This is a genomic window from Massilia aquatica, assembly GCF_011682045.1.
Taxonomy (GTDB): Bacteria; Pseudomonadota; Gammaproteobacteria; order Burkholderiales; family Burkholderiaceae_D; genus Telluria_A; species Telluria_A aquatica.
The window spans coordinates 53,759-70,106 of the sequence record NZ_VVIW01000022.1 but is presented as its reverse complement, the minus strand read 5'-3'; the positions used below and the strand labels follow the sequence as shown (position 1 = coordinate 70,106).

The following is a 16,348-nucleotide window of genomic DNA, read 5'->3' as shown; positions in this document are numbered from 1 at the left end:
GTAGATGGTTTGTAAAAATATGTCACCAAATGTCGTTATTTGGCGAAAACTGTCCGGATTATATATCGGACAATCTTGGCAAATCACGTGAAAGTTTCTTATTTGCAATTTATTTGCCGGGAATTTGCTGTAAAACAACACTGCTGTGGTCGGCGCAAGCACTCAGGCGCTGCGTTTGCGGAAGCGGAAAAACCCGTTCATGGTCAGGCGCCCGCGCGCCGGGTCGGCGTCGAGCAGGGCGGGATGGTCGATCTGGGCGGCGTGGAAAATCGCGCCATCGTAGAAAATGGCGCGGTTAAAGTGCGCGGGGATGGTGCACAACTGCTCGAAATGAGCGTTCGAGGCCGCCAGGTAGCCGGGCGCGTGCGCATCCGGGGCGATCCCGGCATGGGCCTCGCGCAGCACGCGGCCCGTGGCCTCCAGCCCCTGCATGGGGCGGTAAAAGCTGGTGCCGCCCAGGCGCGCATCGTCGAACAGGTACACCACGGCCGCCGCCGCGCCGGTGCCGGGGGCCAGTTCGGCGCAGTCGCGGTGGCACAGGCGCTGCAAGGGATGCAGCTCACGCGGTGCCAGGGTGGCCAACGCCAGGCGCGCCGCCACGCTGATGGTGCGCTGCGCGCCCAGTGCGCGGCGGATGTGCTGGATGAAGAATTCATCGAGGCGCAGCGCCGTATCGCGCCCCAGGTCCAGTTCCGGGCCGGGATAATAATTGGCCGGATCGACGGCGAAGCGCGCCTGGTCAGCCACCGCCCTGGCCACCAGCGCATGCGGGTCGAGCAAAAAGTCGTCCACCACCGCGCAGGGCGCCTGGCCGGGAATGGCGACGTAACGGACGGTGGGACGGGGATTGAACAAGGGCGCTCCATGCGGACAGGGTGGTGAAAACGATGTCACGGCGCTGCGGGGTGTTTGCGCGTTGACATTGAAATTCTTTGAATGATATAGTCAGCCGACTAAATTGGAAAGCCTTCCAATTGCGAAGCGGGCGCAGACCTGCTCAACCAGGAGACCCACGTTGAAACAACGCATTCTGGCCGCCGCGCTGGCGCTGGCAAGCAGCGGCGCCGCCTTCGGCGCCGACCCCAAACCGGAAGTGATCCACTGGTGGACCTCGAGCAGCGAAGCTGCCGCGGTGCGCACCATCGCCGACGCCTACCGCGCCGCCGGCGGGGTCTGGACCGACACCGCCATTGCCGGCGCCGACCAGGCGCGCGCGGTGGCGGTCAACCGCATCGTCGGCGGCAACGCCCCGATGGCGGCCCAGTTCAACACCACCAAGCAGTTCACCGACCTGGTCGAGCAGGGCATGCTCAATAACGTCGACGACGTCGCCCTCAGGGAAGGCTGGGACAAGTTCCTGCCCGAGCCGGTCCTGAACGTGATCCGCGTCAAGGGCCATTACTACGCGGTGCCGGTCAATATCCACATGCAGGCCTGGATCTGGTATTCCAAGGCCGCCTTCCAGAAGGCCGGCATCGCCAGGGAGCCGGCCAGCGTCGATGAACTGTTCGCCGCGCTCGACAAGCTCAAGGCCGCCGGCATCATTCCCCTGGCCCACGGTGGCCAGCCGTGGCAGGAAAACATCCTGTTCCTGTCGATGCTGGCGCACATGGGCGGCACCGACCTGTACCTGAAGGTGCTGCGCGAGCGCGATCCGGCGGCCATCAATTCCGAGGCCTTCCGCCGCGTTCTGCTTAACTTCAAGCGCCTGCAATCGTATGTGGACGCCGGCGCGCCGGGGCGCAACTGGAACGACGCCACCGCCCTGGTCATCGCCGGCAAGGCCGGGGTGCAGGTGATGGGCGACTGGGCCAAGGGCGAATTTTCCGCCGCGCGCCAGAGCGCCGGCAAGGATTACGGCTGCATCGCCGGCTTCGGCCCGCGCTCGCCCTACCTGATCCAGGGCGACGCTTTCGTGTTCCCCAAGACGTCGAATGCGCAGCAGGTCAAGTACCAGAAGCTGCTGGCCAGCGTGGTGGTGGCGCCCGGCACCCAGGTCGCCTTCAGCAAGCTCAAAGGCTCGATCCCGATCCGCGGCGACGTCGACTCATCAAGCATGGACCCGTGCGCGCGCGCCGGCATGGCCATCATGAAGGACCGCACGCGCCATGTCGGCATCGGCGAGGTGTACCTGACGCCCGACCAGAACGGCGCCATGCAGGACGTGCTGACCGCCTTCTGGAACACCAGAATGCCGGTCGAGAAGGCGCAAAAGCAGATCGCGGCGGCGCTGCGCAGCGAGCAGTGAGGCGCTGCGCGCTTGTGAGAGGGCACCCGGATGCAGTATGCTGCCTTTTTTTAGTCCCTATTTTTGAACGGAACAAGCGCGCGTGGCAACTCTCAAAGACGTAGCATTGCGGGCCGGGGTCGGCCTCGGAACCGCCTCGCGTGTCGTCAGCGGCAAGGGGGCGGTCTCGCCCAAGACGCTGGCGCGGGTCCGCAAGGCGATCGAGGAACTCGAATTCCATCCTTCGTACGCGGCGCGCACGCTGATGCTGGGCAGCTCGCAGATGATCGGGGTGTACATACCCTACCTGAGCGGCACCTTTTACACGCCGATCCTCAAGCTCATTTACGCCGAGCTGCGCGCGGCGGGGCTGAACATGGTGGTCGGTTTCGGCATCGGCAGCGACGACGAGCGCACGCAGGCGGTGCAGGGCATCGATTTCCTCAAGGAGCGCGGCTGCGACGGCGTGCTGGTGATGAGTAACGTGCTGCGCGATGAAGATATCGCCGCGCTCGGGCCGCGCAAGTCGCGCCTGGTGCTGCTCAATCACAGCGTGCCGTCGATCGCCAGCCAGAGCTTCACCATCGACCATCTGCTGGGCGGGCGGCTGGCGGCGCAGGCCCTGCTGCGCGAAGGGCATCGCGACATCGCCGTCATCGCCGGCCCGCGCGGCGCGCCCGATAACGTCGAGCGCATCGACGGCTTTTTGGGCGAGCTGGCCAAAGCCGGCATCGACACCGACGGCCTGTGGGTGGCCGAAAGCGACTTCGCGCCCAGGGGCGGGTGGGAGGCGGCCCGCGAGCTGGCCGAATCGGGCTATCCGTTTACCGCTGTCTTTTGCGCCAACGACGACATGGCGGTGGGCGCGCTGTCGTACTTCCAGCAGGCCGGCATCGCGGTGCCGGAGCAGGTGTCGGTGCTGGGCTACGACGATACCAACAGCGCCGAATACACGGCGCCGCGCCTGACGACCGTGCATATGCCGTGGACCGAGATGACCCTGAGCGGCTTGAATTGCCTGCTCAATCGCTGCTATGGCATGGAGCGGCCGGTCACGCATGATTATCCGGTGACGATTGCGCTGCGGGCGTCGCTGGGGCGCGCCAGGGACATCCCGGCAGCGTAGCTGATGCCGGCAGCGACGCTCCGACGCTGCCGGAAACCTTAACTCAAGCGCAACAAATATTCTCCCATCGCCCTTGCCGGGGCTTTTTTTTGTGTTAAAGTGGAAGCGATTCCAATTTCTCATCGAGCAACTTTAAACTGACCGATCCTTCTATGACCATCCAGAAAAACGCCCCGCACCAGCCCCTTGCACGCGCCAGTTTCGGCGACGACTTCCTGTGGGGCTGTTCGACATCGGCCTTCCAGATCGAGGGCGCGGGCAGCACCGACGGGCGCGTGGCGTCGATCTGGGACACCTTCAGCGCCATACCCGGCAAGATCCGCGACGGCGCCAACGGCCAGGTCGCCTGCGACCATTACCACCGCTGGCCCGAGGACTTCGACATCGGCCAGTCGCTCGGCCTGAACGCTTACCGCTTCTCGATCGCCTGGCCGCGTATTTTCAGCGGCCCGGGCCAGCCGCCCAACGAAGCGGGGCTCGACTTCTATTCGCGCCTGGTCGACGGCATGCTCGAACGCGGCCTGCAGCCGTGGGCCACGCTGTACCACTGGGACCTGCCGCAAGCCTTGCAGGACCAGGGCGGCTGGGCCAACCGCGCCACCGTCGACGCCTTTGTCGACTATGCCGACGTGGTCACGCGCCGCCTGGGCGACCGGGTGCGCCACTGGATCACCCACAACGAGCCATGGTGCACCGCCATGCACGGTAACCTCGACGGCATGCACGCGCCGGGCCTGCGCGACGCCGCCACCGCGCTCCAGGTATGCCACCACGTGCTGCTGTCGCACGGCCTGGCCACGCCGGTGATCCGCGCCAATGTGCCGCAGGCGCAGGTCGGCATCGCCCTGAGCCTGCACCCGATCCGTCCAGCGTCCGACAGCGAGGCGGACCGCCAGGCCGTGGCGCGCCACGACGGCTTTCGCAACCGCTGGTTCCTCGATCCGCTGTATGGGCGCGGTTATCCGCAAGAGACGCTGGCGCTGCTGGGCGCGGCCGCGCCAGCGGTGCTGGAAGGCGACATGGACGCCATCGCCGCGCCGACCGATTTCGTCGGCCTCAATTACTACTTTCCGGAGGTGGTGCGCGATGTTCCAGGCAGGGGCGCGCCGGCCGGCTTCCTGCGCACCGAGGTGGCCTTGCCGCAGGACCGCGAGCGCACCGATTTCGGCTGGGAAGTCGCGCCCGACGGCCTGACCGAACTGCTGCTGCGCATCGCGCGCGAGTACCAGCCCGGCCCCGTGTATGTGACCGAAAACGGTTCTTCCTACGACGACGCGGTGCAGGCCGACGGCAGCGTCGACGACGAGGCGCGCCGCCACTACCTGGCGCGCCACCTGGCCGCCGTGCGCGCCGCGCAGGAGCAGGGCGTGGATGTGAAAGGCTACTTCGCCTGGAGCCTGCTGGACAATTTCGAATGGTCGGAAGGCTATCTGCGCCGCTTCGGCATCGTCCACGTCGACTTCGAGACCCAGCAGCGCACCGTGAAAAGCAGCGGGCGCTGGTACCGTGAGTTCCTGCACGGACGCAATGAACGCTAGGCGATGGACTAAGCCGACACCGCAAAGAGGTAAGGTCCTACGCGAAAATCCGGCGGGTGTATTTATCATGAAGGCATCACCTGTCAGGAGGAAAAACTATGTTTTCTTTGAATAAATTAAGCCCGTCGGTAACCGACATGATCCGCTTCGATCACTCGCACGTGCTGGTGACGTTCCACCAGTACACCACGGCCGCGCGCGCGAGCGTCAAGAAAGCGCTGGCCGAAACGATTTGCGACGCGCTCGAGATCCATGCGACACTGGAAGAAGAAGTGTTTTACCCGGTCCTGAGGCGCCTGAACGGCGACGAGCCGGTGATCCGCAAAAGCGAGCCCGAACATGATGAGATGCGGCGCCTGATCGGCGAGCTGCGCGCCACCGCGCCGACTGAGCGCCGCCACGACCAGCTGTTGCACGAGCTGATGCGCGACGTCATGCACCACGTGGCCGATGAAGAAACGGTGCTGCTGCCCGAGGCCGAGCGCATGCTGGACAAGGATCGCCTCAATGAACTGGGCGCGCAGATGACCAGGCGCCGGCTGGAATTGCTCAAGCCCAAGGTGGGCAAGATCGCTGCCAACACGGCGGTGGGATTTTCGGGCAGCACTGCGGCCATCGTGGTGGGGCTGGCCAGCGCGCTGATGGCGGCGCGCTTCGTATCGAAAAAAATCGCGGCGTAGGCGGGAAGGGCGCGCCGGCGCCGCACTCCGACAGGATACGCATGACTGCGCCGATCACGCCCTTTCGTAACGCCGCCGTGCAGCGCACCTACGCCACCTATCCCGCTGCGGTACGCGCGCGGCTGCTGGCGCTGCGCGAACTGATTTTCGCCACGGCGGCGTCGACCGAGGGTGTCGGGGCGATCGAGGAAACGCTCAAGTGGGGCGAGCCCGCCTACCTCACCACCGAGAGCAAGGGCGGCAGCACGATTCGGCTCGCCTGGAAAAAATCGGCGCCGGCGCAGTACGCGATCTATTTCAATTGCAATACCACCCTGGTCGACACCTTTCGCAGCATCTTTCCGCACGACTTCGTGTTCGACGGCAGCCGCGCGCTGGTCTTCGAGCAATCGGCCGCGCCGCCGGTCGATGCGCTGGCGTTCTGCATTGCCAGCGCGCTCACGTATCACCGCAGCTGACGGCCGCTGCGGGGAGGCAGTGCGCCAGGGTTAGAACTCTTCCCAGCCATCGTCGCCACCGCTGGCGGCCGCGCTCTGTTTGGCAGGCGCCGGCCTGGCGGCAGCGATCGCCTTGCGCGGCGCGGCGGCGCGTGCCGCGGGCGCGGGCGCTACCACCGGCGCCGGCTTGCGCGCAAGAACCGGCCGCACCAGGGCGGCGGCGCCATCGAGCTTGAACACGCTGACCACCTCGGCCAGTTGCGCGGCTTGCTCCTGCATCGAGGCCGATGCGGCGGCGGCCTGTTCGACCAGCGCCGCGTTCTGCTGGGTCGCCTCGTCCATCTGGGTAATGGCCGCGTTGACCTGCTCAATGCCGGCGCGCTGCTCGTCGCTGGCATTGGCGATTTCGCTGATGATGTCATTGACGCGGCGCACGCTGCCGACCACTTCGCCCATGGTCACGCCGGCTTGGTCCACCAGGCGCGTGCCGAGCTCGACTTTTTCGACCGAATTGTCGATCAGCGCCTTGATTTCCTTGGCCGCACCGGCCGAGCGCTGGGCCAGATTGCGTACTTCCGACGCCACGACCGCGAAGCCGCGCCCCTGTTCGCCGGCGCGGGCCGCTTCCACGGCGGCATTGAGCGCCAGGATATTGGTCTGGAAAGCGATGCCGTCGATCACGCCGATGATGTCGACAATTTTCTTGGCCGAATCGTTGATCGCGCCCATCGTCTCCACCACTTGCGACACGGCGGCGCCGCCGCGCACCGCCACGTCGGACGCTTCGGTGGCCAGCTGGTTGGCCTGGCGCGCATTGTCGGCGTTCTGCTTGACGGTGGCGGTCAGCTCTTCCATGGAGGAGGCGGTTTCTTCCAGCGATCCGGCTTGCTGCTCGGTGCGGGACGACAGGTCGAAGTTACCGGACGATATTTCCGCCGATGCCGTGGCGATCGTGTCGGTGCCGGTGCGCACCTCGCCGACGATGCGCGCCAGCGCGGTGTTCATGGTCTTGAGCGCCGCCAGCAATTCGCCGATTTCATCCGTGGAACTGGCGTCGACATGGGCGGTCAGGTCGCCCTCGGCCACCTGCTGGGCGAAGGCCACGGCACGGCCCAGCGGCACGGTGATGTTGCGGGCGAGCCAGACGGCGATGACGGCGGCGAGCACGGCGGCCAGCACGCCGCCGCCGACCAGCATCCCGGCCGTCTGCGCATCGAGCGCCTTGGCGTCCCTGGCGCGCTGCACCAGCAGCATTTCTTCGGCGCCGGTAATCTCGGCGATGAGGCCGCGCATGGCATCCATGCCTTTCTTGCCCTTGCCTTCTTTTTCGGCCGCGACCACACCCGCCATGTCGCCATCCGCCGCCGCCTTGCGCAGCGCGATGGCGGGGTCGACCGCGCTCGCCAGCCATGCCTCCTGTTCGCGTTGCAGGCGTTGCAGGCGTTCCTGCTGGACCGGATTATCGGACGTGAACGAGGTTGCCCTCGCCACATGCTTGAGGAAAGCGGCCTTGCCGGCATTGTAGGGTTCGAGGGAGGCCGGATTGCCGGTCAGCAGGAAACCGCGCTGGCCGGTTTCGATGTTGATCAGCTGCGCCAGGGCGCCGTTGACTTCGGCCGTCACCTGGTAGGTGTGCACATTGATATCGTTCGCTGCACTGAGTTTCTGGAAGTTGGCGTACGCCACGCTGACCAGCACGACCAGCAGCAGCACCACGGCGGCGAAACCCAGGTACAGGCGCGTTCCGATTTTCATATTAGACAGACTCATCAGCGTTTCCTTGTGGAGAGTGAAACATCGTTATCGCCGCGCCATCTTGTGACATTTCCGCGCGCCATCGTTGCAATCATTATGCGTTTGACGCTGTCGATACGTGACGAAATTCGTTCATTGGTCGCATATTCACCACACCGGCCCCACTGTGCGAACGCACCCGCACATCACCGGCGGCGGACTTTTCCGTATCACAAAATGCCGTCGTATATAATCGGATATAGCGCCATGCGCGGCGCCTCCGCCTTGACCATGATTGGAGTAACAACATGTTTCGACTAGCCAGCTTGTGGCTCGCCCTGATGGCGGCCGGGATTGCCAGCGCTGACGAGGTGCACGTGGCCGTGGCCGCCAATTTCACCGGACCAATGAAAGAGATCGCGACCGCTTTCGAGCGCGAAAGCGGGCACAAGGTGCTGACCACGATCGGCGCCACCGGCAAGTTCTACGCCCAGATCAAGAACGGCGCGCCGTTCCAGGTGCTGCTGGCGGCCGATGACGAGACCCCGGCGCGGCTGGAGCGCGAAGGCAACGCTGCGCCGGGCTCGCGGTTTACCTACGCCATCGGCAAGCTGGTCTTGTGGAGTCCGCAGGCGGGCCTGGTGGACCAGCGTGGCGACGTGCTCGGCGGCGGCAAGTTCACCCACCTGGCCATCGCCAACCCCAAGCTGGCCCCGTACGGCGCGGCCGCCATGCAGACCCTGGAGAAGCTGGGCTTGCACGAGCGCCTGGCGCCCACCCTGGTGCAGGGCGACAGCATTGCCCAAGCCCATCAATTTGTCGTCTCGGGCGCGGCGCCGCTGGGCTTTGTGGCCATGTCGCAAATCAAGGGCGGCGGCAAGCCGGAAACGGGCTCGGCCTGGGTAGTGCCGCAGGAAATGTACGCACCGATCAAGCAAGATGCGCTGCTGCTGGCGGCGGGCAAGGACCAGCCGGCCGCGATCGCTTTCCTGCGCTACCTGCGCGGCGCGCCGGCGCGTGCCGTGATGCGCGCCTACGGCTACGGACTGTAGGGCCGCATGCTCAGCGCGGACGACTGGGGCGCGATCTGGCTGACCCTGAAACTGGCGGCCATCGTCACGGTATTGCTGCTGCTGTTGGGCACGCCGCTGGCATGGTGGCTGTCGCAAACCCGCTCGCGCGCCAAGAGCGTGGTCGGCGCCATCGTCGCGCTGCCGCTGGTGCTGCCGCCGTCCGTGCTTGGCTTTTACCTGCTGGTGGCGATGGGCTCGAACGGCCCGCTCGGGCATCTCACGCAAGGACTCGGCCTGGGGCTGCTGCCGTTTACGTTTACCGGGCTGGTGATCGGCTCGCTGCTGTATTCGATGCCCTTCGTGATCCAGCCGCTGCAAAACGCCTTCGAGGCGATCGGCCCGCGTCCGCTCGAAGTGGCGGCCACCCTGCGCGCCAGCCCGCTCGACACCTTTTTTTCGGTGGTGTTGCCGCTGGCCAAGCCGGGCTTTATTACCGCCGCGACCCTCGGGTTTGCCCATACGGTCGGTGAATTCGGCGTGGTCATGATGATCGGCGGGAATATTCCACATCAGACGCGGGTGGTGTCGGTGCAGATTTACGGGCATGTGGAAGCGATCGAATATGCCCAGGCGCACTGGCTGTCCGGCGGCATGCTGGTGATCAGCTTCGTCGCCTTGCTGCTGCTGTACCGCTTCAACCCACCGCGCAGGACGCTGTGAGCAGCGCCGCAGGGCAGGGCGAAGCGATCCGCATGCGCTTCGACATCCGGCGCAGCGGCTTCGCCATGCAGGTCCGGCTCGACTTGCCGGGGCGTGGCGTGAGTGCGCTGTTCGGCCACTCCGGCTCCGGCAAGACCACCTTGCTGCGCGCGATTGCCGGGCTGGAACGCCATGCCGGCGGCTATCTCGAAGTCAACGGCGAGGTGTGGCAGGATGACGCCGCCGGCGTGTTCCTGCCTACGCACCAGCGCGCGCTCGGCTATGTGTTCCAGGAAGCGAGCCTGTTTGCCCACCTGTCGGTCCAGGGCAACCTCGATTTTGCCCGCAAGCGGGCGCGCGCCGCCGATGGCGCCAGGGTCATGGCGCACGCCGTGGCGCTGCTTGGCATCGGCCATCTGCTCGGGCGCCGGCCCGAGGGATTATCCGGCGGCGAGCGGCAGCGGGTGGCAATCGCGCGCGCCATGCTGGGCGCGCCGCGCCTGCTGCTCATGGATGAACCACTGGCCTCGCTCGACGCGCGGCGCAAGGATGACGTGCTGCCCTATCTGGAACGGGTGCAGGCCGAGCTGGCCATTCCCATGCTGTACGTGAGCCACTCGACGCAGGAAGTGGCGCGCCTGGCCGACCATATCGTCCTGCTTGACGGCGGGCGCATCGTTGCCAGCGGCCCGGCGGCCGACACCCTGGTGCTGCCGGAAGTCACGCGCGGCATGTTGGATGAGGCCGGTGCGCTGGTTGAAGGCGTGGTCGAGAGCGTCGACAGCGACTACGGCCTGCTGAGCCTAAAAGCGGCGGGCGGGACCATGTACATTGCGCACGCGCCGCTGGCGGCGGGCACGCGCCTGCGGCTGCGCGTGCTGGCGCGCGACGTCAGCGTGGCGCTGGTGGCGCAGGCCGGCAGTTCGATTCTCAACCAGCTGCGCGCGACGGTGGTGCAGATTGCGCCGGGCATTGACCCGGCACACGTCATGCTGCGCCTTGACGCCGGCGGCACCGCGCTGCTGGCGCGCATCACGCGGCGTTCGTGCGACCAGCTGGGGCTGGAAGCGGGCATGCCGGTGTGGGCCCAGGTCAAGGCGGCGGCGCTGCTGTCGGGAGGGTAGGGCCATGGTGAACAAGGACGGCAAGCAGGAGCGGGCAGGGCGCATCGACGTCAAGCTGCGCCTGATGCACGGCGACGAGATCGCCATGGGTCCCGGCAAGGCCGACCTGCTTGACGCGATCGGCCGCACCGGATCGATCAGTGCGGCGGCGCGCGCGATGGGCATGTCGTACCGGCGCGCATGGTTGCTGGTGGACGTGATGAACAACAGCTTCGGCGTGCCGCTGGTGCGCAGCGCGGCTGGCGGCAGCCAGGGCGGCGGCGCCGGCGTGACCGAAATGGGCCGCGAGGTGCTGACGCGCTATCGCGCCATGCAGGCGGCCGCGGCCCAAGCTGCCGCCGACCACGCCGCCGCCCTGGTCCAACTCCTGCGCTGCGACAATTAATTTCTTAACCGGGGTCAGACCTCAATTAAGAAAGTTTCTTAATTGAGGTCTGACCCCGGTTAGGAAATGTTTCCTGTTACGCAAGCGGCGCGGACGCGATATAGTGCACGTTCATCGCGTATATAATTTTTGAATAGCACCAATGACAGCATCTTCAACTCAGCAATTACCCCCTTCCGCCAACGACAACAGCGACGACGATACGCTGGTCGCCGAGCTCGGTTTCGATCCGCAGACCGTGCGCCTGGTTAAGCTGGAAGGCCGGGTCTTCCTGCAATTTTCCGGCGCGGTCGACGAGGGCGGCCTGAATGTGCCGTATCACCTGGTCCCGGCCCAGGGCGTGCTGGCGCGCCCCGGCAAGTGGCGCAAGATGGATGCGGATACCAAGCGCGCCCTGCTGCGCGAACGGGTGTCGGAACGCACTATTGACGAGCTGCACCAGAGCGTGCGCGTGTTCGTGCGCGATATTTCAGGCGAGTGCGAGGATCACAATCTGGACGCGGCCACCTTCCTCGGCCCGCTGTTCGAAATGGAAACCTCGGAGCCGGCCAGCTACCTGTTCGAGCGCATCGCGCAGCGCGTGGCCCACGCGGTCGAGCGCGCCCAGGAGGAGCGCCACGCCGCGCGCACCCGCGCCAGCATCAACCTGGCCGAGTATCCGGCCTCGTTCGAGGTGGCGCGCCGCATGCCGCGCAAGTTCATCGCCTTGCTTGGGCCCACCAATTCGGGCAAGACCCACCGCGCCATGGAGGCGCTGGCCAAGGCCAAATCCGGCGTGTATCTTGCCCCGCTGCGCCTCTTGGCGCTGGAAAATTTCGAGCGCCTGCAAGCGGCGCGTCCGCATGGCGAGCCGCTGGCGGTGAGCCTGGTCACGGGCGAGGAGCGCCGCATCGCCGAGAACGGTACCCACGTGGCCAGCACGGTCGAGATGCTCGATTCGCGCACTCCGGTCGAGGTGGCCGTCATCGACGAGATCCAGATGCTGGCCGACCGCGACCGTGGCGCAGCCTGGACCGCGGCCGTGTGCGGCGCCCCGGCCTCGGTGGTGTACCTGGTCGGCGCGCCTGAAGCGCGGCGCGCGATCGAGGCCCTGGCGGCGCGCCTCGAATGTCCGCTCGAAGTGCATCTGCTCAAGCGCATGGCGCCGCTGTCGATGGAGTCGGGCGCGGTGCGCAAATTGCGCAACCTCAAGCGCGGCGACGCGGTGATCTGCTTTTCGCGGCGCGAGGTGCTGATGTGGCGCGACATGATCACCGAGATGGGCTTGTCGGTGGCGACCGTGTACGGCAACCTGGCGCCCGAGGTGCGGCGCGCCCAGGCCGAGCGCTTCCGCGATGGCTCGGCCGATATCGTGGTCGGCACCGATGCGCTGGCGATGGGCCTGAACATGCCGATCGAACGCATCGTGATGACCACCACCGTCAAATTCAACGGGGTGGACGAAGAAGAGATTTCAGCCTCGCTGGCGCGCCAGATCGCCGGCCGCGCCGGGCGCTACGGCGTGCACGAGGAGGGCAAGGTGGCCGGTTACGATGACGAGACGCATGAAGTCATGCGCGCCTTGCTCAAGGAAAAGCTGGCGCCGCTCAACGCCACCGGCTTTCCGGTCGCGCCGTCGCTCGAACACCTGCACCGCATCGCGGCGGTGACCGACGAAACCTCGCTGGTGCGCCTGCTCAAGCGCTTTGTCCACAATATCGATGTGCCGGATGGCTTTTTCTATCCGCGTATTACCGAGGAGCAGTCCGAGCGCGCCGAGTGGCTCGATACCTTGCCCTTGTCGGTGGCGGAGAAATTCATGCTCTCGCTGGTGCCTGTCTCGACCAAGGTGCCGTCCCTGCACCGCGCCTGGGAAATGTGGGCGCAGTCGCTGGCCAAGAAAAAGGTGTGCAAGTTGCATGAGGATATAAGCCAGCTGGCGTGGCAGAACCTGCAGGAAGTGGAGGATAGTTGCCGCCTGTATTCGGCCTACGCCTGGCTGGCGTACCGCGAGCCGGAATTCTTTCCGAGCGTGGCGCTGGCGCAGGAACTGGCGCGCAGCGCGTCGGAACGGGTCGATTCGATGCTGCAGTCGCAGAATGCGGCGGCGCGCCAGCGTCACCCGAAAAAGTTCCGTTAATCGGGGCGGGGCGCCGCACGGCCCGCCTGCCGGCGTTGGCGCCGGGCGCAATTGCAATCGTATCCGACAAACGATAAACGACAACAGCCTGCGTATAGCAGGCTCTTGTCGCATCTGGCTGCCCCGCAACAGCGGGGCAGGGGTCAGGCTGGCTTATTTGGCGCTTTTGCTGCCCGAGCTGGAACCCGAACCGGAGCCCGACTTGGAACCGCCCGAGCTGGCGTTGGTCGAACCGCCGGATTTGCCGCCGGACGAAGAATCGTCATCCGAGGAGCCGCTCTGCTTGTTGCCGCCGCGCGAGGTCCCGCTGTCGGAATCGCTCTTGTTGCTGGCCGACGAGCCGCGCGACGAACCGCTGTCCGAATCGCTTTGCTTGCTGTTGCCCGAACCGCTTTGCTGGTTGCCGCCGCCGCTATGGCTCAGCTTGCCTGCTTCGCGTGCTTCTTCGGAGGTGAACTCATGGGCATTGCCGGAGGCGTGGGCTGCACGGCCGCCTTCGGCTGCAATCTCGCGCTGCTGCTCAGGGTCCATCGAAGCGAAACCGCGGTTGCTGGTATCGCTCTGGTTGTTGCCCTGGCTGCCTTTGCTGCCGCTTTGCGAACCGGATTTCGCGCTGCTGCCCGAGCCGCTGTTCGATGCGTTATTGTCTTTGTTACCGCCTTGATTGTTGTTCGATGCCATGATAATTTCTCCTAATGTTTTTAATCGAAATGTACTGCAGGAACTTCCTGGTTTTCACTTTCAAACTTCTCGTTCGGAAGCGAGTAGAGACATCTTAAGTCAGCGGGCCGAGCCTTTGAGTAGGATCACTCGCAACCGTCATGTAGGACAAACGTAGGCCGAGTCCGCCGAAAATCACTGACGAAATTTGCAGTCGGAAAGGGTTGTATACCCCCGCAAACTTCCCGCAGGATCATCCACCTGTTGGCGCATCAAGGCTAATTTCCCGACGGCTTTTTATATTGTCGTTGACGCCGCCATGCGAAATCAATACCATCAATTACACGGAACTGGGAGCGTTTCCAAGAACGTCACCGCATCCGTGTCTTCCCGCAGCGCGGCACTGGCCAGCTGCTCCTCATCACCACAGGAGACTTTCCATGAAACTGACCCTTTACAGGGAACCGAGGCGTGCCGTGCCGCAGTTGATGTGGGCGCTGGCGGGCAGCCTGTTCAGCCTCGCCTGCGCCGCGCAGACCGCCTTGCCGGGCAAGCTCGAAGCCGAGTCGTATGCGTCGATGCAGGGCGTGGCCACCGAGGCGACGGCGGACGCGGGCGGCGGTGCCAATGTCGGCTGGATCGAGAGTAACGACTGGATGAGCTATTCGGTCAATCCATCGACCGCCGGCTGGTACACGGTGCAATACCGGGTGGCGTCCGCCGGCACCAGCGGCCAGCTGGTGCTGAGCCAGAACGCCAAAGACATCAGCGAGGCCGTCGGCGTGCCCAACACCGGCGGCTGGCAGACCTGGCAGACGATCAGCTCGCGCGTGTTCCTCAACGCCGGGCCGCAGAGCCTGGCCGTGTTCGCCAAAGGCGGCGGCTTCAACCTGAACTGGATCAACTTCAGTGCGGAGGGCACGTCGGCCAGACTGCCGGCGATCCGCCAGAACGGACGCTACTGGGTCGACAGCAGCGGCAAGCGCGTCAACCTGCGCGGCGTCAACCTGGGCAACTGGTTGCAGCTGGAGTTCTGGATGATGAACAACAGCATGTCCAACAGCAACGGCCTGGTCAACGACCAGTGCACGCTCGAAGCCACCCTGGCGCAGCGTTTCGGCAACGCCGAGAAAGAGCGCCTGATGGGCGTGTACCGCGACAGCTGGATCACCACGCGCGACTTCGACCTGATCAAGGGCATGGGCATGAACGTGGTGCGCGTGCCTTTCTATTTCAGCCTGGTGGAAAACGAGTACAGCCCCTACAACCTGCGCGCCGATGCGTGGAAGCACCTGGACTTCGCCATTAACGAAGCGGAAAAGCGCGGCATGTACGTGATTCTCGACCTGCACGGCACCGTGGGCGGGCAGGCAGCCGCGACCGAGCAGCACGATGGCTGCGTGGGACCGGCGCAGCTGTGGTCGAACGCGGCCTACCGCGACCGTACCAAGTGGCTATGGGACAAGATTGCCGAGCGCTACCGTGGCCGCACCGCCGTGGCCGCCTACGACTTGCTGAACGAGCCATGGGGGACGGACGCGACCACCCTGGCCAATTACGCCTATGAACTGTTCAACGTGGTGCGGGCCAAGGATCCGGAGCACGTGATCCTGCTGCCGGGCCACAACAGCGGCATCGATGCCTACGGCAACCCGAACACGCGTGGCTTGACCAACGTAGCGTTCTGGATGCATTTCTATCCGGGACTGTGGGGCTGGAACGAAGTGCAGGGCGCGGCCAACCAGGCCAATATGCACGCCAACTGGCTGCACTGCAACGTCAACGGCAGCGGCGAGAGCTGCGACTGGAACGCCAGGCTGACCGGATTGAATACGCCATTTCTGATCGGCGAATTCCAGCCGTGGACTTTGCTGGGAAGCTATGGCGGGCAGATGACCCGCAAGACTTACGACGCCTACAATATGTTCGGCTGGGCGGCGACCAACTGGGCCTACAAGACCGTCAGCTATGGCGGCTCGAATGGCGACACCAACTCCTGGGGCTGGGGCATGGCGAGCAACAGCAGCAATGGGGGCGCTCTGGGCAGTTTGAACGTCAGCACGGCATCGAGCGCGCAGATCGAAAGCTACTTCCGCGGCTTCGCCACGCAGCCACTGGTGCGCAACGAAAGCATCGCCTACTGGATGAACTGGAAGCCGGCGGTGGGCGCGAAAATCGAAGCGGAAATGTTCACCACGCACAGCGGCATGCGCATGGAAACGACCAGCGATGCGGGTGGCGGCTTTAACGTCAGCAATGTCGACAATAACGACTGGATGAGCTATCCGGTCACTGTGCCGAAGGCCGGCTGGTACAGCCTGCAATTCCGGGTCGCCACCATCCATAACGGCGGACAATTCGCGTTGAGCAAGAATGGCGCCGACCTGGCGACGGTGGCCGTGCCCAACACAGGTGGATGGCAGAACTGGCAGACGGTGACGGCGAGCGCCTACCTGGAAGCCGGACAGCAGGACCTGGCGATCTATGCGCGCGTGGGTGGTTGGAATATGAACTGGTGGCAGATCAACCCGCAGTAGCGGCAGGGAAGACGATGGATCCTTGCACCTGGCTCCATCGTCGCTCAACAACGCCGCGTACACCTGCGT

Annotated in this window: 14 protein-coding genes; 11 read left to right on the top strand and 3 right to left on the bottom strand. The window is 65.1% G+C overall.

Annotated features, from left to right (window positions below; translation table 11 throughout):
* Positions 1-162: 162 nt before the first annotated feature.
* Entirely contained in the window at positions 163-855 is a 693-nt protein-coding gene (locus F1609_RS26625; RefSeq protein WP_167079694.1) for a DUF6445 family protein, read from the bottom strand.
* Positions 856-1,015: 160 nt separating this feature from the next.
* On the opposite strand from F1609_RS26625, the gene F1609_RS26620 reads away from it, so the two are divergent.
* From F1609_RS26620 to F1609_RS26600, 5 genes are all read left to right on the top strand, one after another.
* Entirely contained in the window at positions 1,016-2,248 is a 1,233-nt protein-coding gene (locus F1609_RS26620) for an ABC transporter substrate-binding protein (RefSeq protein WP_167079692.1), read from the top strand.
* 82 nt (positions 2,249-2,330) lie between these two features.
* The gene (locus F1609_RS26615; RefSeq protein WP_167079690.1) at positions 2,331-3,353 is read left to right on the top strand and encodes a LacI family DNA-binding transcriptional regulator; all 1,023 of its coding nucleotides are present in this window, start codon (positions 2,331-2,333) and stop codon (positions 3,351-3,353) included.
* A gap of 152 nt (positions 3,354-3,505) precedes the next feature.
* Entirely contained in the window at positions 3,506-4,891 is a 1,386-nt protein-coding gene (locus F1609_RS26610) for a GH1 family beta-glucosidase (RefSeq protein ID WP_167079688.1), read from the top strand.
* A gap of 98 nt (positions 4,892-4,989) precedes the next feature.
* Complete coding sequence (locus F1609_RS26605; RefSeq protein WP_167079686.1) at positions 4,990-5,571, top strand: hemerythrin domain-containing protein; 582 nt, start codon at positions 4,990-4,992, stop codon at positions 5,569-5,571.
* A gap of 41 nt (positions 5,572-5,612) precedes the next feature.
* Positions 5,613-6,029 (top strand): DUF1801 domain-containing protein, encoded by a 417-nt coding sequence (locus tag F1609_RS26600; protein ID WP_187363145.1) that lies wholly within the window; start codon positions 5,613-5,615, stop codon positions 6,027-6,029.
* A gap of 30 nt (positions 6,030-6,059) precedes the next feature.
* Here F1609_RS26600 and F1609_RS26595 read toward each other — a convergent pair whose 3' ends face one another.
* Entirely contained in the window at positions 6,060-7,778 is a 1,719-nt protein-coding gene (locus tag F1609_RS26595; RefSeq protein ID WP_167079684.1) for a methyl-accepting chemotaxis protein, read from the bottom strand.
* 272 nt (positions 7,779-8,050) lie between these two features.
* Here F1609_RS26595 and modA point away from each other — a divergent pair, with 272 nt between their 5' ends.
* The 5 genes from modA to F1609_RS26570 all read left to right on the top strand — a co-directional run bounded on the left by modA (position 8,051) and on the right by F1609_RS26570 (position 13,082).
* Positions 8,051-8,794 (top strand): molybdate ABC transporter substrate-binding protein, encoded by a 744-nt coding sequence (gene modA, locus F1609_RS26590; RefSeq protein WP_167079682.1) that lies wholly within the window; start codon positions 8,051-8,053, stop codon positions 8,792-8,794.
* Between the two features lie 6 nt (positions 8,795-8,800).
* Positions 8,801-9,475: a molybdate ABC transporter permease subunit gene (gene modB, locus F1609_RS26585; RefSeq protein ID WP_167079680.1), complete on the top strand. Its 675-nt coding sequence runs from the start codon at positions 8,801-8,803 to the stop codon at positions 9,473-9,475.
* Positions 9,472-10,578, top strand: a complete 1,107-nt coding sequence (gene modC, locus F1609_RS26580; protein WP_441294934.1) for a molybdenum ABC transporter ATP-binding protein — start codon at positions 9,472-9,474, stop codon at positions 10,576-10,578. Before modB ends, modC begins: the two co-directional genes overlap by 4 nt.
* Positions 10,579-10,582: 4 nt before the next feature.
* A complete protein-coding gene (locus tag F1609_RS26575; protein WP_167079678.1) occupies positions 10,583-10,963 on the top strand; it encodes a winged helix-turn-helix domain-containing protein in 381 nt (126 codons plus the stop codon).
* Between the two features lie 142 nt (positions 10,964-11,105).
* Positions 11,106-13,082 (top strand): helicase-related protein, encoded by a 1,977-nt coding sequence (locus F1609_RS26570; RefSeq protein ID WP_167079676.1) that lies wholly within the window; start codon positions 11,106-11,108, stop codon positions 13,080-13,082.
* Positions 13,083-13,235: 153 nt separating this feature from the next.
* Here F1609_RS26570 and F1609_RS26565 read toward each other — a convergent pair whose 3' ends face one another.
* On the bottom strand, positions 13,236-13,763 hold the full coding sequence (locus tag F1609_RS26565; protein ID WP_167079673.1) for a KGG domain-containing protein: 528 nt from the start codon (positions 13,761-13,763) through the stop codon (positions 13,236-13,238).
* 419 nt (positions 13,764-14,182) lie between these two features.
* Between F1609_RS26565 and F1609_RS26560 the strand changes: the two genes are divergently transcribed.
* Complete coding sequence (locus F1609_RS26560; protein WP_229422086.1) at positions 14,183-16,279, top strand: carbohydrate-binding protein; 2,097 nt, start codon at positions 14,183-14,185, stop codon at positions 16,277-16,279.
* The last annotated feature ends 69 nt before the right edge of the window (positions 16,280-16,348 follow it).

Bases quoted from the DNA above. Each gene is read 5' to 3' on its own strand.
- F1609_RS26595 (WP_167079684.1), bottom strand. From the start codon at position 7,778: ATGAGTCTGTCTAATATGAAAATCGGAACGCGCCTGTACCTGGGTTTC.
- F1609_RS26610 (WP_167079688.1), top strand. From the start codon at position 3,506: ATGACCATCCAGAAAAACGCCCCGCACCAGCCCCTTGCACGCGCCAGT.
- F1609_RS26565 (WP_167079673.1), bottom strand. From the start codon at position 13,763: ATGGCATCGAACAACAATCAAGGCGGTAACAAAGACAATAACGCATCG.
- F1609_RS26560 (WP_229422086.1), top strand. From the start codon at position 14,183: ATGAAACTGACCCTTTACAGGGAACCGAGGCGTGCCGTGCCGCAGTTG.
- F1609_RS26575 (WP_167079678.1), top strand. From the start codon at position 10,583: ATGGTGAACAAGGACGGCAAGCAGGAGCGGGCAGGGCGCATCGACGTC.
- F1609_RS26600 (WP_187363145.1), top strand. From the start codon at position 5,613: ATGACTGCGCCGATCACGCCCTTTCGTAACGCCGCCGTGCAGCGCACC.
- modA (WP_167079682.1), top strand. From the start codon at position 8,051: ATGTTTCGACTAGCCAGCTTGTGGCTCGCCCTGATGGCGGCCGGGATT.
- F1609_RS26570 (WP_167079676.1), top strand. From the start codon at position 11,106: ATGACAGCATCTTCAACTCAGCAATTACCCCCTTCCGCCAACGACAAC.
- F1609_RS26605 (WP_167079686.1), top strand. From the start codon at position 4,990: ATGTTTTCTTTGAATAAATTAAGCCCGTCGGTAACCGACATGATCCGC.
- modB (WP_167079680.1), top strand. From the start codon at position 8,801: ATGCTCAGCGCGGACGACTGGGGCGCGATCTGGCTGACCCTGAAACTG.